This window comes from Bradyrhizobium murdochi, assembly GCF_000472965.1.
In the GTDB taxonomy this organism is placed as follows: Bacteria; Pseudomonadota; Alphaproteobacteria; order Rhizobiales; family Xanthobacteraceae; genus Bradyrhizobium; species Bradyrhizobium murdochi.
Map to the genome: position 1 here is coordinate 1 of NZ_AXAU01000005.1, position 23489 is coordinate 23489.

The 23489-nt window shown below is 63.0% G+C and carries 21 protein-coding genes and 1 tRNA gene; 7 read left to right on the forward strand and 15 right to left on the reverse strand.

Going from position 1 to position 23489, the window contains the following annotated elements; genetic code table 11:
- Positions 1 to 256 precede the first annotated feature (256 nt).
- Positions 257 to 1465: a DNA recombination protein RmuC gene (locus YUO_RS0114555; RefSeq protein ID WP_028347934.1), complete on the reverse strand. Its 1209-nt coding sequence runs from the start codon at positions 1463 to 1465 to the stop codon at positions 257 to 259.
- A 182-nt stretch (positions 1466 to 1647) separates the two neighbouring features.
- Between YUO_RS0114555 and def the strand changes: the two genes are divergently transcribed.
- The 3 genes from def to truA all read left to right on the forward strand — a co-directional run bounded on the left by def (position 1648) and on the right by truA (position 4180).
- Entirely contained in the window at positions 1648 to 2175 is a 528-nt protein-coding gene (gene def, locus YUO_RS0114560; protein WP_028347935.1) for a peptide deformylase, read from the forward strand.
- A gap of 141 nt (positions 2176 to 2316) precedes the next feature.
- Entirely contained in the window at positions 2317 to 3252 is a 936-nt protein-coding gene (gene fmt / locus YUO_RS0114565; protein ID WP_028347936.1) for a methionyl-tRNA formyltransferase, read from the forward strand.
- 190 nt (positions 3253 to 3442) lie between these two features.
- On the forward strand, positions 3443 to 4180 hold the full coding sequence (gene truA / locus YUO_RS0114570) for a tRNA pseudouridine(38-40) synthase TruA (RefSeq protein WP_028347937.1): 738 nt from the start codon (positions 3443 to 3445) through the stop codon (positions 4178 to 4180).
- A 144-nt stretch (positions 4181 to 4324) separates the two neighbouring features.
- On the opposite strand, the gene dapE is transcribed toward truA, so the two are convergent.
- The 10 genes from dapE to rpmH all read right to left on the reverse strand — a co-directional run bounded on the left by dapE (position 4325) and on the right by rpmH (position 13175).
- Complete coding sequence (gene dapE / locus YUO_RS0114575; RefSeq protein WP_028347938.1) at positions 4325 to 5479, reverse strand: succinyl-diaminopimelate desuccinylase; 1155 nt, start codon at positions 5477 to 5479, stop codon at positions 4325 to 4327.
- 110 nt (positions 5480 to 5589) lie between these two features.
- On the reverse strand, positions 5590 to 6435 hold the full coding sequence (gene dapD, locus YUO_RS0114580) for a 2,3,4,5-tetrahydropyridine-2,6-dicarboxylate N-succinyltransferase (protein WP_028347939.1): 846 nt from the start codon (positions 6433 to 6435) through the stop codon (positions 5590 to 5592).
- 118 nt (positions 6436 to 6553) lie between these two features.
- Complete coding sequence (locus YUO_RS0114585; RefSeq protein ID WP_028347940.1) at positions 6554 to 7249, reverse strand: pyrimidine 5'-nucleotidase; 696 nt, start codon at positions 7247 to 7249, stop codon at positions 6554 to 6556.
- 201 nt (positions 7250 to 7450) lie between these two features.
- Positions 7451 to 8437, reverse strand: a complete 987-nt coding sequence (locus YUO_RS0114590; RefSeq protein ID WP_028347941.1) for a DUF1036 domain-containing protein — start codon at positions 8435 to 8437, stop codon at positions 7451 to 7453.
- A gap of 95 nt (positions 8438 to 8532) precedes the next feature.
- Positions 8533 to 9429 (reverse strand): acetylglutamate kinase, encoded by an 897-nt coding sequence (gene argB / locus YUO_RS0114595; RefSeq protein WP_028347942.1) that lies wholly within the window; start codon positions 9427 to 9429, stop codon positions 8533 to 8535.
- 214 nt (positions 9430 to 9643) lie between these two features.
- Complete coding sequence (locus YUO_RS0114600; RefSeq protein WP_028347943.1) at positions 9644 to 10015, reverse strand: DUF423 domain-containing protein; 372 nt, start codon at positions 10013 to 10015, stop codon at positions 9644 to 9646.
- The gene (gene yihA, locus YUO_RS0114605; protein WP_028347944.1) at positions 10015 to 10665 is read right to left on the reverse strand and encodes a ribosome biogenesis GTP-binding protein YihA/YsxC; all 651 of its coding nucleotides are present in this window, start codon (positions 10663 to 10665) and stop codon (positions 10015 to 10017) included. The genes YUO_RS0114600 and yihA overlap by 1 nt, the downstream gene beginning before the upstream one ends.
- A 111-nt stretch (positions 10666 to 10776) precedes the next feature.
- Positions 10777 to 12648, reverse strand: a complete 1872-nt coding sequence (gene yidC / locus YUO_RS0114610; protein ID WP_028347945.1) for a membrane protein insertase YidC — start codon at positions 12646 to 12648, stop codon at positions 10777 to 10779.
- A 20-nt stretch (positions 12649 to 12668) separates the two neighbouring features.
- Positions 12669 to 13013, reverse strand: a complete 345-nt coding sequence (gene rnpA, locus YUO_RS40715) for a ribonuclease P protein component (RefSeq protein WP_035726758.1) — start codon at positions 13011 to 13013, stop codon at positions 12669 to 12671.
- 27 nt (positions 13014 to 13040) lie between these two features.
- Positions 13041 to 13175, reverse strand: a complete 135-nt coding sequence (gene rpmH / locus YUO_RS0114620; RefSeq protein ID WP_008542748.1) for a 50S ribosomal protein L34 — start codon at positions 13173 to 13175, stop codon at positions 13041 to 13043.
- A 360-nt stretch (positions 13176 to 13535) separates the two neighbouring features.
- Between rpmH and YUO_RS0114625 the strand changes: the two genes are divergently transcribed.
- From YUO_RS0114625 to queD, 3 genes are all read left to right on the forward strand, one after another.
- Positions 13536 to 15071, forward strand: a complete 1536-nt coding sequence (locus tag YUO_RS0114625; protein WP_083754589.1) for a sensor histidine kinase — start codon at positions 13536 to 13538, stop codon at positions 15069 to 15071.
- Positions 15072 to 15315: 244 nt separating this feature from the next.
- Positions 15316 to 15392, forward strand: a tRNA-Arg gene (locus YUO_RS0114630).
- Positions 15393 to 15473: 81 nt separating this feature from the next.
- The gene (queD, locus tag YUO_RS0114635) at positions 15474 to 15830 is read left to right on the forward strand and encodes a 6-carboxytetrahydropterin synthase QueD (protein ID WP_028347947.1); all 357 of its coding nucleotides are present in this window, start codon (positions 15474 to 15476) and stop codon (positions 15828 to 15830) included.
- A gap of 106 nt (positions 15831 to 15936) precedes the next feature.
- Here the strand turns inward: queD and YUO_RS0114640 are convergent, their stop codons facing one another.
- Positions 15937 to 16272, reverse strand: a complete 336-nt coding sequence (locus tag YUO_RS0114640) for a hypothetical protein (RefSeq protein WP_028347948.1) — start codon at positions 16270 to 16272, stop codon at positions 15937 to 15939.
- Positions 16269 to 21116 (reverse strand): NAD-glutamate dehydrogenase, encoded by a 4848-nt coding sequence (locus tag YUO_RS0114645; RefSeq protein ID WP_028347949.1) that lies wholly within the window; start codon positions 21114 to 21116, stop codon positions 16269 to 16271. Before YUO_RS0114645 ends, YUO_RS0114640 begins: the two co-directional genes overlap by 4 nt.
- A gap of 665 nt (positions 21117 to 21781) precedes the next feature.
- Here YUO_RS0114645 and YUO_RS0114655 point away from each other — a divergent pair.
- Entirely contained in the window at positions 21782 to 22312 is a 531-nt protein-coding gene (locus YUO_RS0114655) for a dihydrofolate reductase family protein (RefSeq protein ID WP_028347950.1), read from the forward strand.
- 91 nt (positions 22313 to 22403) lie between these two features.
- Here YUO_RS0114655 and YUO_RS0114660 read toward each other — a convergent pair whose 3' ends face one another.
- A complete protein-coding gene (locus YUO_RS0114660; protein ID WP_028347951.1) occupies positions 22404 to 23177 on the reverse strand; it encodes a type III pantothenate kinase in 774 nt (257 codons plus the stop codon).
- Between the two features lie 107 nt (positions 23178 to 23284).
- Entirely contained in the window at positions 23285 to 23425 is a 141-nt protein-coding gene (locus YUO_RS47725) for a hypothetical protein (RefSeq protein ID WP_235782714.1), read from the reverse strand.
- Positions 23426 to 23489: the final 64 nt, after the last annotated feature.

A 23489-nucleotide genomic window follows, 5' to 3' on the forward strand; every position in this document is an offset into this window, starting at 1 on the left:
CCCGTCGATCCATCGCCACCATCGACAAGCCCCCACCCATCAATCCCAGCATTCGCAAACCTCCAACCTCCCCAAACCAGATGGAGTTCTGCTATGGCTGATCTTCCCCGGACAGCCCTGCCCCTTGTGGGAGAGGGTGGACCGAATGAGCGTAGCTCATTCGAGACGGGTGAGGGGTCTGTCTCCGCGGAAACAACCCCTCATCCGCCTTCGCTCCGCGAAGGCACCTTCTCCCACAAGGGGAGAAGGGAAGGAACTACTCCCCCGCCTGCAGCTTGCGCGGGGCGGGGAACAGTTCGGGGGTGCTGTTCTTGACGAAACGCGGCACTTCCACCGGCGCATCGGTTTTGCTGAAATCGAGTTCCTCGATCCGTCCGGCACGCTTTTCGATCTTGTCAGCGGAGATCAGGATCTGGCGGACGTCCTCGTTGACGTCGCTAAAATGCTTTTGCAGCTTCAGCACGCGGTCGCGCAAGCGGCCCAGATCGTCGCCGAGGTTGAGAACTTCGGTGCGGATCTGGTCGGCGGCATCGCGCATGCGCGCGTCTTTCAGGATCTGCTGCATCACCTGGATCGCCAGCATCAATAGCGAGGGCGACACCAGCACGACGCGGGCGCGGTAGGCTTTCTGAATCACGTCGTCAAAGCCGTCGTGGATTTCGGCATAGACCGATTCCGACGGCACGAACATCAGCGCCGTATCCTGGGTCTCGCCGGCGATCAGGTACTTCTCGGCGATATCATTGACGTGTTTCATCACGTCGTTGCGCAGGCGCTGCGTGGCGAATTTGCGCTCCTCGTCGCTGCGCGCGTCGTGCAGCGCGGTCATCGCCTCCAGCGGAAATTTGGCGTCGATGCAGAGCGGGCGCTGATCCGGCAGGAACACCACGCAATCCGGCCGCTTGCCCGAGGACAGCGTGTATTGGAACTCGTAAGAACCCTGCGGCATGCCGTCCTGCACGATTGCTTCCATCCGCGCCTGGCCGAAGGCGCCGCGCGACTGCTTGTTGGCGAGGACGTCGCGGAGCGTGGTCACTTGAGAGGTCAGGTCGGTGAGGTTCTTGTGCGCATTGTCGATGATGCCGAGCCGCTCATGCAGCACGCGCAAGCTATCCATGGTGTGGCGCGTGGTCGCTTCCATCGACTGGCCGACACGGTGCGTCACCGAATCCAGCCGCTCGTTGACCGCGCGCGCCATCTCGGCTTGGCGTCCGGCCAGCGCCTGCGCCATCGCGTCGACCCGCCCCGTCGATTCGCTTTGCGCCCGCAGCATCTCGCTCAGCCGCTCTTCCAGCTCGTCGGCGCGGATCGCCTGGGCCATTGCCAGTTCCGCGCCGCGACGGCCGGAGCGGGCGATGACGATGGCAATCGCCAGCAGCAGCACCAATGCGAGCGCCGCGAAGCCCGCCAGCGCCTCGCCCACGTGAATCGGCAGGTCGCCGACGGTGAAGAGAATTTCCTTCATGTCAGCCTTGTAGCCCGATTCGCCGCTCGAGGCGAACGAAGAGGGAACGTTTATGGTAAACGATGGACCAATTTTCGTGGTTAACGCCGCCTTAAAAATCATGGTTAAGGCCGCCTTAACGGCTGCCGAGGCGGATTGACCCCGGCAGGTCAGCGGCTTAAATCCCGCGCCAGAGAAAAATCATGGCCATCAGAGAAATCATCATCCTGCCGGACAAGCAGTTGCGGCTCGTCTCCAAACCTGTCGAAAAGGTGACGACGGAGATCCGTAAGCTCGCCGACGACATGTTTGAAACCATGTACGACGCGCCCGGCATCGGTCTGGCCGCGATCCAGGTCGCGCAACCTTTGCGATTGATCACCATGGATCTCGCCAAGAAGGACGAGAACGGCGAGACCAAGCCGAAGCCGCGGGTGTTCATCAACCCGGAAATCATCTCCTCGTCCGAGGAAATGTCGATCTACGAGGAGGGCTGCCTTTCGATCCCCGAATATTACGAGGAGGTCGAACGCCCGGCGCGGGTTCGCATCCGCTACACCGATCTCGACGGGAAGGTGCATGAGGAGGACGCCGATGGCTTGTTCGCCACCTGCATCCAGCATGAGATCGACCACCTCAACGGCGTGCTGTTCGTGGACTACCTGTCGAAGCTGAAGCGCGACCGCGTGATGAAGAAGTTTACGAAAGCCGCCAAGCGCGCGGCGGGGTGATTTGCATCTCTCTCAGCCGTCATGCCCGGGCTTGTCCCGGGCATCCGCGCCTTTCTTTCTGGCTGCACTAAAGACGTAGATGGCCGGGACAAGCCCGGCCATGACGGAATAAACTAACGCCGTCCCGGGATTTTTCACCTCATGCCACTCCGCCTGATCTTCATGGGCACGCCCGACTTCGCAGTGCCGACGCTGCTCGAACTCGTGGCCCACGGCCATCAGGTCGTGGCGGTCTATACCCGTGTGCCAAAGCCGGGCGGTCGCCGTGGGCTGCAATTGCAGCCGACCCCCGTCGAGCAGGAAGCGCGGCGGCTTCGGATTCCCGTGCTGACGCCGGCGACGCTGAAGACACCGGAAGCGCTCGCCGAATTCCGCGCGCACAATGCCGACGCCGCCGTCGTCGTCGCCTACGGCATGATCCTGCCGCAAGCCATTCTCGACGCGCCGCGCTACGGCTGCTTCAACCTGCACGCTTCGCTGCTGCCGCGCTGGCGCGGTGCCGCCCCGATCAATCGCGCCATCATGGCAGGTGATGCCGAGACCGGCGTGATGGTGATGAAGATGGATGTTGGCCTCGACACCGGCGACGTCGCGATGGCGGAGCGGCTCGCGATCACGGACGCCATGACGGCGGCCGATCTGCATGACGCGCTGGCGCCGCTCGGGGCCGACTTGATGGTTCGCGCCATGGGCGGGCTCGAGCGCGGCGGGTTACAGCTCCAAAAGCAATGCGAAGACGGCGTGACCTACGCCGCCAAGATAGACAAGGCCGAGGCGCGGATCGACTGGAAGCGACCGGCGGGCGAGGTGCTGCGGCATATTCACGGGCTGTCGCCGTTTCCGGGCGCCTGGTGCGAGTTGGCTACCGACGGCGAGCCGGCGCGGATCAAGATTCTGCGCTGCGAGTTGGCGAAGGGTTCAGGCGCGCCCGGCGAGGTGCTCGACGATGGTTTGACGATCGCCTGTGGCGACGGCGCGATCCGCATTCTGGAACTGCAACGCGAAGGCAAGGCGCGGATGAAGGCCGCAGATTTCCTGCGCGGCACGCCGCTGAAGGCTGGTGCGCGCCTCTCGTGACGCTGTCATACCCCGCGACCCGTCTCCGCCAAGGCTTCGCCGGGGTTTTTGGAAAAATGGGTCCGCCGGAGCTTTAGCGGAGGCGACAGGCGGGGTATCCAGTACGCCGCGGCTTTTGAGATTGAACCGAGGAGCCGCGGCGTACTGGATCATCCGCTTTCGCGGATGATGACAGTTCCATTGGATTGAGATGCCCCGCTACAAACTCATCATCGAATACGACGGCACGCCGTTCTCCGGTTGGCAGATCCAGGATAACGCGCCGACCGTGCAGGGCGCGCTGGAAACTGCGGTAAAGGCGATCTGCGGCGAGGACGTGCGCGTCCATGGCTCGGGCCGCACCGATGCCGGGGTCCATGCGCTGGCGCAGGTCGCGCATTGCGATATCCAAAAGCCGTTTCCGCCGGGCCGGCTGCGCGACGGGCTGAACGCGCATTTGCGCCCGCATCCGATCGGCATACTGTCGGCGGAGATTGTGGCCGATGATTTCGAGGCACGTTTCTCGGCCAAGAGACGCCACTACCGCTACCGGATCACCAACACCAGAGCCAATCTCGCGCTCGACATCAAGCGGAGCTGGCGGGTGCCGCGGCATCTCGATACGGACGCGATGGACGCCGCAGCCAAGAGGCTGCTCGGCAAGCACGATTTCACGACGTTTCGCGACACCGAGTGCCAGGCCAAATCGCCGGAGAAGACGCTCGACCAGCTCGACGTGATCAGGGAAGGCGATCAGGTTTCGATCCTCACCTCCGCGCGCTCGTTCCTGCACAGCCAGGTGCGCTCGATGGTGGGCTCACTGGTCTGGGTCGGCGAAGGCCGCTGGAGCGCCGACGATCTCGCCGCCGCTTTAGCCGCCCGCAACCGCTCCGCCTGCGGCCCCGTCGCCCCGCCGGAGGGACTGTATCTGGTGCGGGTGGAGTATTAGATGTGCTCTCTTAACCTCGCCCCGCTTGCGGGGAGAGGTCGGATCGCTCTTGCGATCCGGGTGAGGGGGTACAGATCTATCAACCGCACACGACTCGTGGAGAGAGCCCCTCACGCCGACCCTCTTCCCGCAAGAGCGGGCGAGTCACCCAAAATACCGCTCCAGCACCCCGCGATAAATCCTCGTCAGCTTTTCCAGATCCGACACCGGCGTGCGTTCGTCGATTTGGTGCATGGTCTGGCCGACCAGGCCGAATTCGATCACCGGGCAATAGCTCGAAATGAAGCGTGCGTCCGAGGTGCCGCCGGAAGTCGAGAGCTCCGGCTTGCGTCCGGTGACTTCCTCGATCGCGCTTGCCGCGAGATCGGTGAACGCGCCCGGCTTCGTCACGAACACGTTGGAGTTGGAATATTCCCACACGATGCGGGCGCGGATGCGGTTGCCGCAGGCCTTTGCCAGCCGCTCCTCGACCAGCGCGCGCAAGCTTTCCTGCGTGTGGTTGTCGTTGTAGCGGATGTTGAATTTTGCACGCGCCTGTCCGGGGATGACGTTGCTGGCGGTATTGCCGACATCGACGGAGGTGAACTCGAGGTTGGAGGCCTGGAATTGCGCGCTGCCATGGTCGAGCGGCTCGTCGGAGAGCGCTACGATCAGCCGCGAAATATCAGGCACTGGATTCGACGCGCGGTGCGGATAGGCGACATGGCCCTGCACGCCCTCGACATAGAGCGTGCCGGACTGCGAGCCGCGGCGGCCGATCTTGATGCAGTCGCCGAGCACTTCGACGTTGGAAGGTTCGCCGAGCACGCAATGATCGAATTTTTCGCCGCGCTCGGCGCACCACTTCAACAGCTTGATGGTGCCGTTGACCGAAATGTCCTCTTCGTCCCCGGTGATCAAAAACGAGATCGAACCTTTTGGCTTGCCGCCATTGTCGGCGAGATATTGCAGCACGGCTGCGACGCTGCAGGCAATGCCGCCCTTCATATCGACCGCGCCGCGGCCATAGAGAAAGCCGTCCTTGACCTCGCCCGAAAACGCGCCGAGCGTCCACGCGGCCTCGTCGCCGGGTGGCACCACGTCAGTATGGCCGGCAAAGGTGATGTGCGGCGCCTCGGTGCCGATCCGGGCATAGAGATTGTCGATATCGGCGGCGCCTGGCTCGCCGAAGGTGACGCGATGCACCTCGAAGCCGGCGCCCTTCAGCAGACGTTCGAGCACGCCGAGCGCACCGGCATCGGCAGGGGTGACAGAGGGGCAGCGGACGAGATCGCGGGTAATGGTAACGGCGTCATTCATACCCCCGCTTAACACGCCAAACCGGCGGCGGGCCAGCCTTGTAACTCCAGGCGGCGGCAAAGCGCGCGGCGCGGTGGTTGGTCGCCCCGGGACGACTTCAGGTTCGAGCCCTAGTCCCGCAGCAATTCGTTGATGCTGGTCTTGGCGCGGGTACGTTCGTCGACGCGCTTGACGATCACGGCGCAGGCCGTCGATGGGCCGGGCTGGCCGTTCTTCAGGGGTTTGCCGGGCAGGGCGCCGGGAACTACGACCGAATATTCCGGCACTTCGCCGATGAAGGTCTCGCCGGTCTCGCGGTCGACGATCTTGGTGGAAGCGCCGAGGAACACGCCCATTGCCAGCACCGCGCCCTTGCGCACGATCACGCCTTCGGCGACTTCCGAGCGCGCGCCGATGAAGCAATCGTCCTCGACGATCACAGGCTCGGCCTGCAGCGGCTCCAGCACGCCGCCGATGCCGACGCCGCCGGAAATATGCACGCGCTTGCCGATCTGCGCGCAGGAACCAACTGTCGACCAGGTGTCGATCATGGTCGCCTCATCGACATAGGCGCCGAGATTGACGAAGGACGGCATCAGCACGACGTTGCGGGCGATGAAGGCCGAGCGGCGCACGATCGCGCCGGGGACGGCGCGGAAACCGGCATCGCGAAAGCGGTTCTCGCCCCAGCCCTCGAATTTCGACGGCACTTTGTCCCACCACGACGCCTTGCCGGGGCCGCCGGGAATCGCGGCCATATCGTTGAGGCGGAACGACAGCAGCACGGCCTTCTTCAGCCACTGATTGACCTTCCACTTGCCCGAGGCCTCGCGCTCGGCCACCCGCGCTTCGCCCTTGTCGAGCAGTTCAAGCGCGTGATCGACAGCCTCGCGAACCTCGCCCTTGGTCGCCGTCGAGACGCCGTCGCGGGCATCGAAGGCGGAATTGACGGTGGATTCGAGCGCGGACAGGGACATCGGGATTCCTCGGGGGATTGGGCAAAGTCGGTGGGCTTTTTCGGGATTTGGGAGGTGAGAGTCAAGGCAGGATGTCGTCCCTGCTTTCGCATGCGTTCGCAGGGACGACGGCGAAGGTCTATAGGCCGCGCGCCAATCGCTCCAAAAATCCCGTCAAATCATCCGTGACATGGTCGACGTAAGCTGCATCGCGGCCTTCCAGCTCCCAATCCTCGCGCACCACTTCCTTGGCGCCGTCAGGCACCACCAGCACCGTGGTCATGCCGAGCTGGTGCGGCACCACGAGGTTGCGGGCGAGATCCTCGAACATCGCCGATCTCAGGGGATCGACGCCGTGGACGCGCAGGAACCTGTCGTAGGTCTGCGGCGCCGGCTTCGGCTCCAGCTCGGCGGCGATGATATCGAACACCGCCTCGAAATGCGCAGCCAGACCGAGCCGCTCCAACACCGCGCCGGCATGATCGGTCGAGCCGTTGGTCAGGATCAGCTTGCGCCCCGAAAGTTTTGCGATCGCAGCCCCCATCGCCGGGTTCGGCTCCAGCGGCGAATGATCGATCTGGTGCACATAGGCGAGGTAATCGTCGGCGCGCACGCCGTGCTCAGTCATCATGCCGCGCATGCTGGTGCCGTAACGGCGGTAATAATCCTTCTGGATCACGCGGGCTTCTTCCGCGGAGATCTTCAAGTAAGCGCTGATGAACTCGCCGATCCGCGCGTCGACCTGCTGCCACAGATTGACGTGATGCGGGTACAGCGTGTTGTCGAGATCGAACACCCAGGTGTCGATGTGGCTGAAGGAGCGCGGAGATCTCATTTTTGTCACTGCCCTATCTACCCGTCGTCCCTGCGAACGCAGGGACCCATACGCCGCGGCGGTTATTGGTGAGCACAGTGCGCATTGCCTTTTGTCGCGGGTAGGATCTTAGCCAAAACTCGGTTCGGTGGTTATGGGTCCCTGCGTTCGCAGGGACGACGATGTTCGCAGGGACGACGATAGAGTGTGCGCCGTGCTTCATCACGGCATCGCAAATCGCAGCGTCTTGCCGCCGCTACTCATATCGACCGGCGCAAACCCGATTGCGGCAAGCCCGCGCGTACCGCAATCGCCCTGTTCGGAAATCTCGAACTTGCTTTCGCGCGTGCAGAGCTGTTTCGGGCCGCCCCAGTTCAACGGCTTGTCCCGGTACTTGATGGCGCGGCTTTCGCCGTCGACGGCTTCGGCAAAGCTATAGACCTGTTTGGGCTGGCCGATCACATCGGGATGCAGGCACTTGCCGGGATCGATGCGGTACCAGCCGCGGCTGGTCACCGCTTTGCCGTCGTCGGTGGCGACCGCCGCCATGACCTTGTGCGGCGTGTCGTTGCACCAGGTTAGCCCTGCTGAGGAGGGCTTTTGCACAGCGTCGATCATGGTGGCGAAGAAGTTTTGCGACTGCACGATTTCGGCCGCCAGTCCGCGGCTCTTCAGAAAGGCGCTCAAGGCGGCTTGCGTCTTCGGCCCGTCGACGCCGTCGATCGGCGCGGCGTCATGGCCCGCGATCACCAGGAGCCGCTGGATGCCGGCGAGCCGTGCCTGCTCGTCGTCATACTCGGAATCTTCGGCCAGATAGGCGACAAGGGTGCCGTCGTCGGTCCGCGTCGGCGTGATCTGGGTGAACGGCGCCGGCGTCTGGTTGCCACGGCACTGGCGGGCGGCGGCGATGACGAAATTGTCCGGCGCGATGCACAGTGTGTCGCTGCCGTTCTGCGGGATCGGCGAGGCGCCGTAGACACCGAGCGCACGCGCGTTCAACAGGATGCGGTCGGCAGTCAGCGCGCCCTGCAGCACCACGCGGCAGGCGGCCGGATCGATCCGGAACCAGCCGCGCGTCGCGGTGGCCGATTTCTCGTCGATGCCGATCGCGGCCTCGACGACGTAGCTCATGCGGTTGCAGAGCTTTAAGTCGGCAAACGCGGGCAGTGAAGCAACGAACAACGAGATCATTGCAGCCGGCAGCGACATCAGAATGCGCGTGAGAGCGGATAGAGGGCGTGGCCTCGTTCTCCACTCGACAAGCCCGGCCATGATGGCCTTTGTTCGCCTCGCCGCTTTGCGCATCACTTATGGATCAGCGTGCCGGTGCCCTGGTTTGTGAACAATTCGAGCAGCACCGCGTGCCGCATCTTGCCGTCGATGATGACGACGCCCTGCACGCCCTGTTCCAGCGCGTAGATGCAGGTCTCGACCTTCGGAATCATGCCGCCGGAAATCGTGCCGTCGGCGATCAGCTTTCGCGCGTCCTTCACCGACAACTCCGGAATCAGCTTCTTCGACTTGTCGAGCACGCCGGGAACGTCGGTCAACAGCAGCAGCCGCTTGGCCTTGAGCGCGCCGGCCACTGCGCCGGCAAAGGTGTCGGCGTTGATGTTGAGCGTGTGGCCGTCATGCGAGGTCGCCAGCGGCGCCAGCACCGGGATCAGTTCATAGCCGATCAACTGGTTCAACAGCGTAAGATCGACCTTGTCGGGATCGCCGACGAAGCCGAGATCGATCGCCTTCTCGATATTCGAATCCGGATCGACCATGGTCCGCGACGTCTTGGTCGCCTTCACCATGTTGCCGTCCTTGCCGGACAGTCCGACGGCCTTGCCGCCGGCTTCGTTGATGTAGCCGACGAGTTGCTTGTTCACCGAGCCCGCCAGCACCATCTCGACGATCTCGATCGTGGCGGCATCGGTGATGCGCAGCCCCGCGGCAAATTCCGACTGGATGCCGAGCCGCTTCAGCATGGTCGCGATCTGCGGCCCGCCGCCATGCACCACCACCGGATTGATCGCGGTCTGCTCCAACAGCACGATGTCGCGCGCAAATGCCTTGGCAGTTTCCTCCGCGCCCATGGCGTGGCCGCCATATTTGATGACGATGGTTTCCTCGTCATATTGCTGCATATGCGGAAGCGCTTCCGACAGGATGCGGGCCTGATCGAGCGGGCTGATATCTTGCGCTGATGTCATGAAGCGGGTCTCGCCATTTTCGGATGTCGGGCCGGGTTCTATCCGATTGGCGGGCAGGGCGCAAAGTGCGGGAATTGCAGGGGCTCGTGCCCCGGACGCAGCGCAGCGCGCGAGCGGTGCGCTGCAGAGCCGGGGCCTATGTGGCTGCCACGGGTCCCGGCTCTGCGGAGCAGCGTTGCACGCTGCACCGCGTCCGGGACACGATATCTGGGCGTTACCTCTGCTTTGGCCAGGCCGCCGAAACCGCCAGCACCAGCCAACTCGCGATCAGCAGTGTCCCCCCGGTGGGTGCGGCCATCGTAAACAGCCCATGCCCGGCATAGTGCCGCAGCGTCAAATCGCCGGCGAACAGGCTCGCTGCGAGAACAAAGCCGAAAGCGGCCGCGATACCGATTTTCGCGTGAACCATCCCGCGCTCGGTCAACGCGACGGCTCCCAATACCGCGCTGGCGTGAAACAACAGCATCGACGACGCCGACACCAGCCGCGACGCATCCGCGCCATGGGCGGAGGCTGCCGCCAGCATGACACCATCAGCGCCCATGATGGCAGCGAGCACGATCAGGATGCGGCCGGCGCGGCTCATCAGCGACGCTCTTTCAACAGCCGCACCATCGCCGCGCGCAGTTCCGGCATGCCGGCGCTGGTGCGCGAGGAGGTCACCGATACGTCCGGAAACGCCGCCGGATGCTTGGCGAGCGCGGCCGTGGTCTCGGCGATGTTCTTTTGCAACTCAGCGGGCTTCACCTGATCCGCTTTCGTCAGCACCACCTGGTAGCTCACGGCGGATTTATCCAGCGTCTTCAGCACGTCCTGATCGACATCCTTGATGCCGTGGCGCGCGTCGATCAGCACATAGACCCGCGCCAGCGTGGCGCGTCCTAACAGGAATTGATGAATCAGCTTGGTCCAGGAGGCGACTTTGGTTTTCGGCGCCGAGGCATAGCCGTAGCCGGGCATGTCGACCAGCCGCAGCCCGGCCTTGTCGGGTCCTTCGAAGAAGATCAGTTCCTGGGTGCGGCCCGGCGTATGCGAGGTGCGCGCCAGCGCGTTGCGCCCCGTGAGCGCGTTGATGAGACTGGATTTGCCGACATTGGAGCGGCCGGCAAACGCCACTTCCATGCCCGCCATCGGCGGCAGTGTTTCGATCGAGGGCGAGGCCCAGACGAACTTCCACTCGCCGGCGAAGAGTTTTCGTCCCTCTTCGATCAGCTCCGCATCGGTTTCGGCGGTCATGCGAAGGTTCTTTCCCGGCGCGTCATTCCGGGATGGTGCGTCAGCACCAGACCCGGAATCTCGAGTTTCCGGGTTCGATGCTTCGCATCGCCCCGGAATGACGATGTCATATCACGTCTTCTCGGCGGCCTTCTTCGGCGCGAACGTCGCCTTGAGATTGTCGAGCAGCTCCACCTTCACGCCGTTCTTGCGCATGATGTAGCTCTGCTGGATCACCGAGAGCAGGTTGTTCCAGGCCCAGTAGATCACGAGACCCGCCGGGAAGCCGGCCAGCATGAAGGTGAAGATCAGCGGCATCCAGTCGAAGATCATCTTCTGGGTTGGATCCGGCGGCGTCGGATTCAGCTTCATCTGAATCCACATCGTGATGCCCATGATGATCGGCCAGACGCCGAGCGCGAGGTAGTAACCGATCACCGGTATATGCGTCGGATCGAAAGGCAGCAGACCGAACAGATTGAACAGGTTGGTCGGATCCGCCGCCGAGAGATCCTTGATCCAGCCATAGAACGGCGCATGCCGCATCTCGATGGTGACGAACAGCACCTTGTAGAGCGAGAAGAACACCGGGATCTGCAGCGCGATCGGAAGGCACCCGGCGATCGGGTTGATCTTCTCCTTGCGGTAGATCTCCATCATCTCCTGCTGCTGCTTCTGCCGGTCATCGGGATACTTGTCCTTCAGCGCCTGCAGTTGCGGCTGCACCGACTTCATCTTCGCCATCGACTCGTAGGACTTGTTGGCGAGTGGGAAGAACAACAGCTTGATCAGCAGGGTCACCAGCAGAATGGAGACGCCGAAATTGCCGAACACGTGGAAGAAGTAGTCGAGCGCCAGGAACATCGGCTTGGTGATGAAGTAGAACCAGCCCCAGTCGATCAACAGGTCGAAATGGTTCAGTCCGAGCTGCTTGTTGTAGCCGCCGTGGCCAGCGAACGGGAAATTGATGCCGACGACGCCGGCTTCCTTGGCCCCCGCAAACAGCCGCGCATTGGCGCTGCCGGTGCCGCCGATCGCAATGGTCTGCGGATCCTGCAGGTAGTCGGCCTGATAACGAACCTTGGCGCCGGGTTCGGCGAGGAAGCGAGCCTTGAGGCGCGCCGACGTGTCGGGCAACAGCGCCGCGGCCCAATACTTGTCGGTGATACCGAGCCAGCCATTTGTCACATTAAACTCGAAGCCGCGCCCGCCATTGCCCAGAACGGGCGCCTCGGCGACGGCCTTGTAGCCGTGTTCCTGCAGGCCCTTTTCGCCGAGATAGCCGATCAGGCCTTCATGCAGGATGTAGTAGCCCGAGACCTCAGGCGTGCCGTGGCGCGAGATCAGTGCAAACGGATAGAGCGTGACCGGTGCGCTGCCGACGTTGGTAACATCATCCTTGATCGTGAAGAGATAGCGGTCGTCCATCGCGATGGTGCGGCGGAAGATGAGGCCTTCGCCATTGTCGTATTTGAGCGTCACCGGGTTGCTGGGCGTCAGGCTGCCGGAACCCTCCTGCTGCCACACCGTCTCACGGTCGGGAAGCCGCGCTGTCGAGCCCGAGGCAGCGACCCAGCCGAACTCCGCGTAATAGGGGTGTGCGGTGTTCGACGGCGAAAACAGCACGATCGCGGGCGATTTGGGATCGACGGTATCGCGGAATTTCTCCAGCGACAGGTCGTCGATGCGGGCGCCCTTCAGCGAGATGCTGCCGGAGACCCGCGGCGTCTCGATCTTGATGCGCGGATTGGCGGCAATCGCGGCATCGCGGCTGACGACCGGCTGGCCCGCGCTGGGCTGGCTGGGAGTGCTGGCCGACGGCGTCGAGCCCGGCTGCGGGGCGGTGCCTGGGGTCGCCGGCGGCTGCGACTTGTTAAGTTCAGCCTGGGTCTGCTGTTGCGCACGCTGCCGCTCCATCTGCGGCATGTTGTAGAAATACTGCCAGGCGATCAGCACGAGGCCGGACAGAATGACGGCGAGGATGGTGTTGCGGTTGTCGGTCATCGTTTTTGAGGTCTCGCCATTCAATTCGGATGTTTGGTCGGCTGCCGGTCGAGGCGATGCAGCGCCGAGCGGAGATCGTCGAGCATGGTTGCGAAGTCGCGGGTGAGCGCGGCGCGACGGCCTACCAGCACATAATCATGGTGCGGTCGCATTGATATGACGTCCAGCCGCTTCACCAGTTCGCGAAGTCTGCGCCGGATGCGATTGCGCTCGGTAGCAGTACCGTTCTTTTTGCTAACGGTGAAGCCGATTCGGATCGGGCCGTCATCGTCGCGGGCCCGGCGCTGCACCACGAAGGCAGCGCTGTTGGCCCGCGTGCCATTGGCAACGGCGAGAAAGTCCGCCCGCTGCCTCAGCCGATCCATGAATGAAATCTCCGGAAAGGTTCCGGCTCAGGCGCTCAGACGCTTGCGGCCGCGCGCACGGCGAGCGGCGAGAACCTTGCGACCGCCTGCGGTGGCGAGACGGGCGCGGAAGCCGTGACGGCGCTTGCGCACCAGTTTGCTGGGTTGATAAGTCCGCTTCACGGGTAGTTCTCCGCTGACCGGGCAATTTGCCTGTTGGATTGAGATGCGTCCGATGATGCGGGCCGGCCCGAAAATGGGCCATTTACGGCCCAAAGCGAGCCGCCCCCGGTGAAACCGGGCCATCGCGGACAATTGGCGCGGCTTATACGGGAGCGACCTGTTTTCGTCAATGTCGGGGGCTGCCGCATCAGCCCTTCTTTGAAACGTCGCAATTGGGGCGAATATATCTGTTTTCGTGGGGTTTTGAGGGGCAGGACGGCGACGCGCCCGGACCATTGGAACCACAGGACATTAGCGATCGGTAATTTGACCGTTCGGTGGCCCAAACGCATCCTCGGAATCACGGGAACGCGAACTTATATGGGCCGCGCGGCCTGGGTTCGGCGGGCTCCGAAAGCAGAGATATCAAGGCGGATAATCGTGTCAGCGACCGACCAGCCGACTCTTCCAGCGCCGCGGCCTTCGGGCCCGCGGCGGCTCGGCCTGTCCGGCAAGCTCCTGCTGCTCACCATCCCGCTCGTGATGATCGCGCTCCTGATGATCTACGTGCCTTCGATCGCGAATTTCTGGACCAACCGGCTGAACGACCGCCTCGCCGCGGCCAATACCGCCGCTCTGGTGCTGGACGCCGCGCCGCTCGGCATGGTCCCGGATTCGCTGGCCCGGCAGATTCTAACCAGCGTCGGCGCGCGGGCGGTCGCCATCAAGATGGGGCAGCAGCGTCGGCTGCTCGCCAGCGCCGACCTGCCGCCGGCGATCGACCGTGACATCGACATGCGGACGCTCACGGTATGGTCCGCGATCGTCGAGTCCTTTGAGACCATGCTGGAGCGAGGCAACCAGACCATCCGCGTGGTGGGGCCCGCGCCCGGCGGCGCGCAATTCATCGAAGTCGTCATCGACGAAAAGCCGTTGCGGCTGGCGATGTACCGCTTTTCCAGCAACCTGCTGCTGGTCTCGCTAGGGATCGCGATGCTCGCCGCGGGGCTGGTTTACCTCGCGCTGCATTATCTGTTTGTCCGCCCGATGCGCCGGCTGACCGCCAATCTCGTCGGCTTCCACGAAAACCCCGAAAGCGCGGCGCGCATCATCGTGCCGAGCCAGCGCAGCGACGAGATCGGCGTCGTCGAGCGCGAACTGTCCGACATGCAGCGCGACCTCGTCTCGATGCTCTCCCAGAAGAGCCGGCTTGCCGCGCTCGGGCTTGCGGTGTCGAAGATCAACCATGATCTGCGCAATCTTCTGGCGTCCTCGCAATTGCTGTCGGATCAATTGGCCAGTGTGCCCGATCCACGGGTGCAGCGCTTTGCGCCGAAACTGATGCGCTCGCTGGAGCGCGCCATCGACTTCTGCCAATCGACGCTGTCCTATGGCCGGGCCCAGGAAGCCGAGCCCGACCGCCGCTTGATCCTGGTCGAACCCGTGGTCACCGAGGTGCGCGAATCCGCCGGCCTTGCCGCCGATGCCTCGATTACCTGGATCAATGCGATCGAGCGCGGGCTTTCGATCGACGCCGATCCCGACCAGCTCTTCCGCGTGCTGCTCAACCTGGTGCGCAACGCGGTGCAGGCGCTCGACAGCCGCCCCAAGGGCGACACCGCGACGTTGCAGATCCGAATTACCGGCCGCCGCGAGGGCTCGGTCGCGATCATCGAGGTTTCCGACACCGGCCCGGGCGTGCCGGCAAAGACGCGCGAGCACCTGTTCGAGGCGTTCCAGACCTCCGGCCGCCCCGGCGGCAGCGGGCTGGGCCTGGCGATCGCCGCCGAATTGGTCCGCGCCCATGGCGGCGACATCCACCTGGTCGAAGGCACCATTGGCGCCACCTTCCGCGTCTCGATTCCCGACCGCCCGGTGGAACTGCTGAGCGTGCGCAACGAGCGGGCGCGGGCGTAACCGCTTGGTGTACCACGTCATTCCAGGTCTGAGCGGGATTTCCGACGTGACGGCGCGCATTTGCGCTTCCACTGGCGCAGGCCCCGAAATGACGTGAAATCGCTAACCATTTATTGGTCCAGGAAGCGCCTTTCCGGACCTTGCAAAGCGAAGCCGGAGCGGGTAGCTAAAGCGCTCTTCGCGACCGTCCGAGGCTTTTGTCGGACGCATCCGGGCCCTGAAGCCCAAATGCCAAGCGAAAAACGCGCCCGTAGCTCAGCTGGATAGAGCACCAGACTACGAATCTGGGGGTCAGGAGTTCGAATCTCTTCGGGCGCGCCATTCTTCGACGTCGGTCAGAACAGCATGGCATTTAGTCGTTAGGCCGGGATTGCGGATGGGCGTTGCCCTGCCAGGAACCAGATGAGGATATCGCAGGCGTTCAAATTCGAGGCGGCACATCGGCTGCCAAACGTGCCCGAGACGCATCGATGCAGCCGGCTGCACGGCCATTCCTATCGTGTCGAGGTTCATCTGGATGGACCGGTAGACCCGCACACGGGTTTCGTTGCGGACTTCTTTGATATCGAAAAGTGCTTCGCCGGCATCGTGGACGCTCTGGACCACAGATGCCTGAACGACGTCGAGGGACTGGAGAACCCGACCGCCGAGAATATTGCGGTATGGATATGGGACCGATTGAAGCCGGGTCTTGAGCAAATCTCGGCCGTTCGGGTCTACGAAACGGCGGACTGCTGGGCCGAATATAAGGGGCGGTGACGATAACCGCACGCCGACCCATTTAGATATCAAGAGCTCCCATGGCCAGCAGGAGACGCGGCCTGCGCTATCAGATTTCTCGGCGCTCCGGCAAAAGCAGGCTTCTTCACGGCGGGCTCCGGCTCGGGATTCCTGCTACGACATCCGGCCGATTCTTCTCAAGCCAGGCCACAGCCTCTGAGCCGTCAACGATACATTCGAAAGTATTCCAGGTCGGGTCCTCCAGAGATTCTGCTTGCAGTCGCTTCGCCGCATACTCAACGAGGTCATGCAAGTGTGCGTATCCCGGGCGGCGTTCGAGAGCTTCCGCAATTGCCGCGCTGGTCCACCCTTTCTGGGCCAGATCGATAATGCTCGGCGCATCAGCCTCGCTGAACCATGGCGTGGCATCGAACTCGAGACACAGGACATTATCGGCGGTGTGGCAGGTAGCGCGGATCATTGGGGCGCTCTCTGCCGTGCGTGTCCGTTAGCCAAGTCCCCCAGCAAATTGGCCGCCACCGTCAGCTTGGCGAGCGTCAGGCCGCTGGCCGCGATCTCCTCGACCGAGCGGCGGATGCGGATCGCCTCCGGATGAGCCGCCAGCCAGTTGCCGGCGGCCACCCGTCCGGACTCGCCGTTTGCCAGCATGTTGGCGACCAGCCCTCGTTCTGCGGCCGCGATCTGGTCAACGGCGCGATCGATGGCGAGACGTTCGAAATTATCGGTTGCCGGCACACTGCGCGCGGCGGCGATGATGCGATCGAGGCTGAAATCGGCCTCGGCGGCGAAGAAGGTCGTGGCGGCGTCACCGATGGCGCGTTTGGTGCGCTCGGCGACGATCACGATGTCCGGTGCCGACATCAATGCATCGAGATCAGTGAGCTCGGCAGCAAGGTCTGCCGGTACGCCAGCATCGATCAGGCCCCGCCGCCGCTTGGTGCGGCCAGCCTGCAAGTCCCCCGGCAGGGCCTGGTCGAGCCCGGCGGCGATCTGGCGGATTCCGGGGGCGAAGCGCGCGATCACAGCATCCAGACCGGCATTGAAGTCAACATTGCGCACATACCAGACCATGCGGGAGAGCAGGAGATCCTGAAGCGCCGCGTAGAGGCCAAGTTGCAATTGCCCGTCGATGCGGGTGTCAAGTGCGTCGATCGCGGCACTCAGCCGCTTGAGCCCGTAGGTTTCATCGACCGCCACATAGGCCATGACGATGGTCGGAATATCGGCGTCGGTCTCGTCGATCAGGCGTACGACACAGGCCGGGCCGCCGCGGTTGATCACGGCATTGGCGAGATTGGTCGCAATGACCTCCCGCCGGAGCCGATGCAACTGCACCGCTGTCGGGAATTTGTCCGTGAGTTCGCGCGGAAAATACTGGGACAGTTCGCGGGCGAGATAAGGATCGTCGGGCACGCCGGTGGCGAGCAGGTCATCGTAGAGCGTCAGCTTGGCGTAAGCGAGCAACACTGCAAGTTCGGGCCGACTCAGGAGCTGGCCCCGCCTCGAGCGTTCGGCGATCGCCGCATCATCGGGCAGGAATTCGACAGCGCGGCTAAGCAGGCCGCGCTGCTCGAGCGATTGCATCAGGCGGGTGAGAAAGCCGATCTCGGCCAGACCTTTCCGTTCGGCAAGCGAGAGCGCCAGCGTCTGCAGATAGTTGTTGCGCAGTACCAGCGCGCCGACCTCGTCGGTCATCGCGGCGAGCAGGCTGTTGCGGTTGGCCGTACTGATGAGGCCCTCACGCTCCGGGCGCGCCAGTGCGATCTTGATGTTGACCTCGACGTCGGACGTGTTCACGCCGGCCGAATTGTCGATAGCGTCGGAGTTGAGCTTTACGCCCTTCTGCGCCGCCTCAATGCGGCCGCGCTGGGTGACGCCTAGATTGGCGCCTTCGCCGATCACCCGGGCACGGACATCGGCGCCGGTGATGCGAATCGGATCGTTGGCGCGGTCGCCGGCCTGATCGTCGCTTTCCGCCGACGCGCGGATATAGGTGCCGATGCCGCCAAACCACAGAAGATCCACGCGCGCTTTCAGGATCGCCGTCATCACTTCGAAGGGCGTCGCTTGCGGCTTGTCGAGGTCGAGCAGGGTGCGCAGTTCCGGCGTGAGCGGAATTGCCTTGAGCGAGCGCGAGAACACGCCGCCGCCTGACGAGATCAGCGACTTGTTGTAGTCCTGCCAGCTCGATCGCGGCAAATCGAACAGGCGCTTGCGCTCAGCGTGACTGATCGCCGGATCGGGCGAAGGATCGATGAAGATGTCGCGGTGATCGAAAGCTGCGACCAGCTTCGTCGCCGGCGAGAGCAGCATGCCGTTGCCGAAGACATCGCCGGACATGTCGCCCACGCCGGCCGTGGTGAACGGCACGGTTTGAATGTCGGTGCCGAGCTCGCGGAAGTGACGCTTGACCGCCTCCCAGGCTCCGCGCGCCGTGATACCCATCTTCTTGTGGTCATAGCCCTGGCTGCCGCCAGAAGCGAAGGCATCGCCCAGCCAATGGTTCTTCTCGGCCGAGATCGCGTTGGCTATGTCTGAGAAGGTGGCGGTGCCCTTGTCGGCGGCGACCACGAGGTAGGGGTCGTCGCCGTCGTGTCGCACGGTAGAGTCCGGCGGCACGATGGTGTCGCCGTCGAGATTGTCGGTGAGCTCGAGCAGCGAGCGAACGAAGATGCGATAGGCTTCGGTGCCTTCCGCCAGCCAAGCCTCGCGATTGGAGGGCGGCGGCAGGCGTTTGGGCACGAAGCCGCCCTTGGCGCCGACCGGCACAATCACGGCGTTCTTGACCTGCTGAGCCTTGACCAGGCCAAGGATCTCAGTGCGGAAATCCTGCGGCCGGTCGGACCAGCGCAAGCCGCCGCGCGCTACCTTGCCAAAGCGTAGATGAATACCCTCGATACGGGGCGAATAGACGAAAATCTCGTAGAGCGGTCGCGGAGCCGGCAGGTCTTCGATCCTGTGTGCGTCGAACTTGAAGGAGATCACTGGACGTGGATGCCCGTCGTCGCCGACCTGCCACAGGTTGGTGCGGATGATTGCCTGCACCAGATTGGTGAATCGGCGCAAGATGCGATCTTCATCGAGCGCGTCGACAGATTTGAGCTGTTCCTCGATCTCCGCAAGCAGGGCGGTCTCACGCGCCGAACGTTCAGCTCCGGTGACAGCGAGGCGTGGATCGAGGCGGGTCTGGAACAGGGCGACGATGTTGGCGGTGATCGCAACGTTCTTGCGCAGGGTTTCCCACATATAGTCCTGGCTGAATGGCGCGCGAATCTGGTGCAGGTAGCGTGACAGTGCCCTGATCGTCGAAATTTCCCGCCAGCTCAGCGCCGTGCGCAGGATCAGCGCGTTATAGCCATCAGATTCGGCGCGATCGCGGATTACCGCCATCATCGAGGCTTCGAGGCGGCGATTGAATTCCGGGCTGATCGCAAGCGGCTTGCCGTCGCTGGTCTCGATCGTCATGTCGTGCAGCCACACCGGCGCCGGCCTGGCGCCGGGCGCGATCTGATACGTACGTTCGTTGACCACGCGCAGGCCGTGATTCTCGATCACCGGCACGCGGTAGGATAGCGACAGCGGTGTGGAGTCCGAGAAGACCTTCAAGCCGAAACGCCTGGGATCGTCGTTGCCCTCGTCGCGGTGAACCGAAATCGCCACGGGACGCGCCGGCGTAAGCTTTTCGATAGTGGCGATGTCGGCGATCGCCTGTTCCGCGCTGAAGACCTCGGTATAGCCGCCGGCGAAGGCCTGGGCATAGCGGTTGGCGAGCATGCGCGCGCGCATGCCATCGGTAGACGCGTTAAGCGCGGCTTTCAGCTTGTCGGCCCAGGTCGCGGCGATCGCGCTGATCCCGGCTTCGAGTGTCGCGCGCTCAACGACGGGCGTTTTGCCTTCATAGCGCCCGATGATGTAGTGGACCCGCGCAAGTGATCCTTCGGGGAACGACACGTAGGAGGCGGCCAGGGTCCCCTTGTAGGCCTGCGCCAGGAAATTTGCGACGCGCGTGCGCACGTCTGTGTCGTATTTCTCGCGCGGAATGAAGACGAGGATGGAGACGAACCGATCGAACTTGTCCACCCGTGAAAGCGTCCGAACGCGGGGGCGCTCGTAGAGGATCAAGATCTCCATGACGAATTTGTAGAGGGTGTCGACGTCGACCTGGAACAGTTCGTCACGCGGATATTCTTCGAGAATATGCGTGAGGGCCTTGCCCGAATGGCTGTTCGGGTCGAAGCCGGCGCGCTGCAGCACTTGCTCCACTTTGTGGCGGACATAGGGGATCTGCCGAGCCGAGCGTGTGTAGGCGCCCGAGGTGAACAGACCGACTAGGCGCAATTCGCCCTCGAGCCGGCCATCGGGCGTATAGAGCTTGATGCCTACATAGTCCATCTGGATACGGCGATGAACGCGGCTTGAGACATTAGCTTTGATCACGATGAGCAGCGTCGGCTCGCGCATGAACTCGCGAATTTCCGGCGTCATCACCACCATTTCGCTACCGCGGCGCAGGACCTTCACGTCAGGATCGCGCAAGATGCCGAAGCCTTCACCGGTCGAGATGTCGTCCACGTTATCGGGCGAGAAGCGATATTCGCGCACGCCCAAAAAGGTGAAATTATCCGCGCACAGCCATTGCAGGAACTGGTTGGCTTCGGCGACCTCGTCTATCGGCAGCGGCGGCGGATTGGAAGAGAAGGTCTTGATCGCTTCCTCGATCCGGCCACGCATGGGTTTCCAGTCGGTGACGCAGGCACGTACGTCATTCAACGTTCTGGTCAGCCTGTCGATCAGCTTCTGGCGGTCGGCTTCGACGTCCATGCGGGCGATGTGAAGATGTATCAGGCTTTCGCGTGCGCCCCTTGCTCCCTCCGGTAGTGTATCGCCGTGGAACCGCATGAGCTTGCCTTGCTCGTCGCGCTCCACGGCGATGATCGGGTGAGCGACCAGGGCGACTTCGATGCCCAGCTCGGCGAGCTCCGCCAGGGTGGAATCGAACAGGAAGGGCATGTTGTCGTTGAGAATTTCGAGCACGGAAATCTCGCGGCCGTCCGGCATCATGGGATTGATGATACGGATATCGGCTCTGCCCGGCGTGCGCCGCTGCACATGTTCCCAGGCCTGGTTCGCCAGGAAGGCCAGCGAGGTGGCATCGTAGTTGGCGAGATCCTCGCTATTGGTGTGGCCGAACAGCAGCTCGGCGAACGTCCGGGGAGTTTTGCCCAGTTGCGCGCTTCCGGCTGCCTCGCGGATCAGGGTTGCCCGGGCCTTGTCGTCTCGCCACGCTTCCATAACGTCCTCCATTTCTCACGCGGTCCGACCGCAGTCGCGATCGTCGGCCTGATTCTGGAGTGCACCTGTTCGAGCGCCGTTCTTTGGCCGCGGTTCGATTGCTACCAAATCTCCGGTCTCATGGCTTCGACAATACTATCACCCCGGAGCGGCCAAGGCGCGCAGAGTCTCAGGGGCGCGCGTACGGAAATGCCCACGGTGGCGGCGGGACCAAACGGCTTCGAGAACCGACGAGCCGTCGGCTGCGTCCGACAAAATCATAAGCAATTTCAATTGAGTGCGAGTTCGTAGATTTATTCGAAATGGCGCGCCATTTTACGATTTTGCGCGATATCATCGTTGCCGGTCGGTCGCAAATGCGCTCGCAATCACGCCCCGCTGGACGGCGCGTCGCGCTCCGCGACGCGAGAGAGCGCAATCATCCGGTCGAGCCGCGCATGTCAAAGCGACGCCGAGTCGCGTGAGTCCGGCTGGGAGAGCGCTGGCACCGCGAAGGCGATGACGAATCCCTCGCCCGGTCTCAGAAGCCGCCGTCCGTTCACGTTGCGAGGGGCAGCCCGAGCGTGGGCATTCATGCGCACTTCAAAACCAGTTGCGATATAAAATCAGTCGATCTAGCCTACAACCGATTGCATAGCGCAATCAGAACCGCGTGCCGCGTAGAGAAAGGAAGTGGTATGGCCAAGCTCGTGTTCGGAATGAACCAATCCCTGGACGGCTACGTCGACCATATGGCCTTTGCGCCAAGCCCCACGCTCTTCCGCCACTTCATCGAGGAGGCTCAGGGGCAGGCGGGCAGTGTGTACGGCCGCCAAATGTATGAGATCATGCGTTACTGGGACGACGATCATCCTGAGTGGGATGCAGAGGAACACGCCTTCGCGGCGGCGTGGCGGAAACAGCCGAAATGGGTCGTCTCGCGCTCGTTGAAGTCGGTCGGCCCCAACGCCAGGCTTGTTGAGGATGATCTCGAGGGCGCGATCCGCAAGCTGAAGGCCGAGCGCGACGGAGAGATCGAAGTTGCTGGCCCGGACTTGGCGCGAAGCCTCACCGAACTTGGCCTGATCGATGAGTATCGTATCTACCTGCACCCCGTCGTGCTTGGCCACGGCAAGCCATATTTCGCCGGACCCCGGCCGCCGCTTCGCCTTGTGACTAATGATCGGATTGGCGAGGATGTGATCAGGTTGACCTACGTTCCTGCTTAATCTCGCGACTCGCCGGATGGAAATCGCAGCGATCTGCGCTCGCTAGCGGCGCTGGCGAAGTAGGAACGGCAGATTGTATTCGAGTGCATTGTCACCGTAATCCCGTACTACGCCGGTATACCTCCAGCAGACCGCGAATCGTCAGGTCGGGATCGAAGTGATCTATCGCCTTGGTGGCGTCGTGGAACAACGATGCGACACCGCCGGTGGCGATGACCGTCATTGCTTCGTTCCGCTCAGCCTTAATGCGAGCAATCATTCCTTCGATGAGCGCAACGTGACCCCAGAAAATACCGGACTGCATGGCGCTAACCGTGTCATCGCCTACCACCCGTCGTGGCTTTTGCAGCGCAATTCTGGGAAGCTTCGCGGCGGCTGCATGCAGGGCCTCCATCGACAGGTGGACGCCTGGCGCGATCACACCTCCCTCGAAACCGCCATCACTCGCGATCACGTCCAGCGTGATGGCGGTCCCGCTGTCGACAATGATCAATGGCCCGGAATAGAGCTTGAGCGCGCCGAGCGCATTGACCAGACGGTCCGATCCGACCTCCGAGGGCTTCTTGGTCCGCACCTCGATGCCCAGCTCGGTGTTCTCACCAATGATCAACGGCTCGGCGTGCAGGTAGCGACGCGACAGGTTTCGCAGGTTGAAGATCGACTGCGGCACTACGCTCGATATCACACAGGCATTCAAAAGGCTGAGCTCAAGTTTGTGCATCGCCATGAGCTGCGACAGCCACACGGCGTACTCATCGGCTGTACGGCTAGGCTCGGTAGCCGATCGCCATTGGGCGATCCAATGGTCGCCGTCGTGAACCGCGAACAGGCTGTTGGTGTTTCCCTGCTCAATTGCCAGAAGCATCGATCAAGTCCTGCGTTACAGCTTCACATTATTTGGGCGCGGCGCCACGGCGAAGCAATAGTGCCTATCTCGCGCCAACAGCGAAAGGCGGAAGCGCGCCATGTGGATCAGCGGGCGTGCTTGTCCGGCGCAGCCGTCAATCCTTCGAGATAGTCGTCAAGCTCAGCATCATCCACTTCGACAAAATCTACGCGGTCAAGCGCATCGATGCCGGCCTTGATCTGCGCGCGCAGGGCCTTCAGTTTCAACGCATCCTCTCGACGCCGCTGCTGCAGCGCTTTGGCGCGCCTTGCGCACTGCTTCACTCGCGTT

Coding starts and splice junctions, on each gene's coding strand:
- dapE (WP_028347938.1), bottom strand. CDS start 5,479: ATGAATGACGCCGTTACCATTACCCGCGATCTCGTCCGCTGCCCCTCT.
- def (WP_028347935.1), top strand. CDS start 1,648: ATGGCCATCAGAGAAATCATCATCCTGCCGGACAAGCAGTTGCGGCTC.
- truA (WP_028347937.1), top strand. CDS start 3,443: ATGCCCCGCTACAAACTCATCATCGAATACGACGGCACGCCGTTCTCC.
- dapD (WP_028347939.1), bottom strand. CDS start 6,435: ATGTCCCTGTCCGCGCTCGAATCCACCGTCAATTCCGCCTTCGATGCC.
- YUO_RS0114655 (WP_028347950.1), top strand. CDS start 21,782: ATGGCCAAGCTCGTGTTCGGAATGAACCAATCCCTGGACGGCTACGTC.
- rnpA (WP_035726758.1), bottom strand. CDS start 13,013: ATGGATCGGCTGAGGCAGCGGGCGGACTTTCTCGCCGTTGCCAATGGC.
- queD (WP_028347947.1), top strand. CDS start 15,474: ATGAGGATATCGCAGGCGTTCAAATTCGAGGCGGCACATCGGCTGCCA.
- yidC (WP_028347945.1), bottom strand. CDS start 12,648: ATGACCGACAACCGCAACACCATCCTCGCCGTCATTCTGTCCGGCCTC.
- yihA (WP_028347944.1), bottom strand. CDS start 10,665: ATGACCGCCGAAACCGATGCGGAGCTGATCGAAGAGGGACGAAAACTC.
- YUO_RS0114625 (WP_083754589.1), top strand. CDS start 13,536: ATGGGCCGCGCGGCCTGGGTTCGGCGGGCTCCGAAAGCAGAGATATCA.
- YUO_RS0114600 (WP_028347943.1), bottom strand. CDS start 10,015: ATGAGCCGCGCCGGCCGCATCCTGATCGTGCTCGCTGCCATCATGGGC.
- YUO_RS0114640 (WP_028347948.1), bottom strand. CDS start 16,272: ATGATCCGCGCTACCTGCCACACCGCCGATAATGTCCTGTGTCTCGAG.
- argB (WP_028347942.1), bottom strand. CDS start 9,429: ATGACATCAGCGCAAGATATCAGCCCGCTCGATCAGGCCCGCATCCTG.
- YUO_RS0114590 (WP_028347941.1), bottom strand. CDS start 8,437: ATGTCGCTGCCGGCTGCAATGATCTCGTTGTTCGTTGCTTCACTGCCC.
- YUO_RS0114585 (WP_028347940.1), bottom strand. CDS start 7,249: ATGAGATCTCCGCGCTCCTTCAGCCACATCGACACCTGGGTGTTCGAT.
- YUO_RS0114645 (WP_028347949.1), bottom strand. CDS start 21,116: ATGGAGGACGTTATGGAAGCGTGGCGAGACGACAAGGCCCGGGCAACC.
- YUO_RS0114660 (WP_028347951.1), bottom strand. CDS start 23,177: ATGCTTCTGGCAATTGAGCAGGGAAACACCAACAGCCTGTTCGCGGTT.
- YUO_RS0114555 (WP_028347934.1), bottom strand. CDS start 1,465: ATGAAGGAAATTCTCTTCACCGTCGGCGACCTGCCGATTCACGTGGGC.
- fmt (WP_028347936.1), top strand. CDS start 2,317: ATGCCACTCCGCCTGATCTTCATGGGCACGCCCGACTTCGCAGTGCCG.